The following is a 1293-nucleotide window of genomic DNA, read 5'->3' as shown; positions in this document are numbered from 1 at the left end:
ATATTGTTAATGGCTCTACCTGGCAAAAGGAAGAGTACTTAAAGGCCAAGCAGTTGATGCGCTATCTGGTTGATGATGCTTTGGGTGGTCAGGTGATAAAAAGTCGAGAGTTATTTCGTCCGATAAAGTTTAAGGGGTAAATTTGATGGAAAATCCTAATGGCAGAGTTTTATTAGGCGTGAACGTTGATCACGTGGCAACCTTGAGAGAGGCTCGTGGCACACGTTACCCTGACCCTGTTCAAGCTGCTTTACTGGCTGAAGAGGCTGGAGCAGATGGTATTACAATTCATCCGCGTGAAGATCGACGCCATATTCAAGAGCGAGATGTACTGGTGATGAAGGAAACCTTGCAAACTCGAATGAATCTTGAAATGGCAGTAACCGAAAATATGCTAGGGCTTGCCGAGAAGGTTAAGCCTGAACATTGTTGTTTGGTGCCTGAGAAAAGAGAGGAACTGACTACTGAGGGTGGCTTGGATGTCATTGCGCAGGAAGATCGTATTAAGGATGCCTGCGCTCGCTTGAGTGAGATTGGTTCAGAAGTTTCTCTGTTTATCGATCCTGAGCCTGCGCAAATTGAAGCGGCTGTTCGTTGCGGTGCTCAAGCCATTGAGATTCACACAGGGCATTATGCCGAGTGTAAGGATCCGCTTGAATTGCAAGCAGAGTTAGGAAGGATTCGTAGTGGTTTGAACTTGGCCTTGTCTCATGGCCTGATTGTTAATGCAGGGCACGGTTTGCACTATCATAATACGCATGCGATAGCGGCCATACCCGGTATTAACGAACTCAATATAGGGCATAGTATCATTGCTAGGGCTTTGTTTGTTGGCATAAAGGATGCGGTTCGTGAAATGAATGCCTTAATACAATCTACGAGCTAATAGTGAATTATGACTGTTAAAGGTATTGGCAATGACCTGGTTGAAATCCAGAGAATTGCCAGATCCCTCGAGCGTTATGGAGAGCGCTTTGCAAAGCGGATATTATCCCCCAACGAGTTTGACTCCTTTCTTGAATCGAATCGTCCAGACAACTTCTTAGCTAAGCGTTTTGCTGTCAAAGAAGCTGTATCAAAGGCTTTGGGTACTGGGGTCTCTCAGGGTATTACCTGGCATGATATAGAGCTCGCGCATTCGGTGAGCGGGCAACCTGTTGCTGTCTTGCACCAAAAAGCAAAATTAAAAATGGAAGAAATGGGTGCAGAGACTATACACATTAGTTTATCTGATGAATCCGGCTTAGTCTCTGCGTTTGCAGTGCTCTCCTGAGTCTTATAGTGCTAACTGAA

At 45.3% G+C, this 1293-nt stretch carries 2 protein-coding genes; both read left to right on the top strand.

The features are described from left to right. Positions 1-145: 145 nt before the first annotated feature. Positions 146-886: a pyridoxine 5'-phosphate synthase gene (gene pdxJ, locus A3766_RS02250; RefSeq protein ID WP_068507886.1), complete on the top strand. Its 741-nt coding sequence runs from the start codon at positions 146-148 to the stop codon at positions 884-886. A gap of 9 nt (positions 887-895) precedes the next feature. Continuing rightward, positions 896-1273: a holo-ACP synthase gene (gene acpS, locus A3766_RS02245; RefSeq protein WP_068507884.1), complete on the top strand. Its 378-nt coding sequence runs from the start codon at positions 896-898 to the stop codon at positions 1271-1273. Positions 1274-1293: the final 20 nt, after the last annotated feature.

Source organism: Oleiphilus sp. HI0132, assembly GCF_001635845.1.
This window is presented reverse-complemented; position numbering and strand designations above follow the sequence as displayed.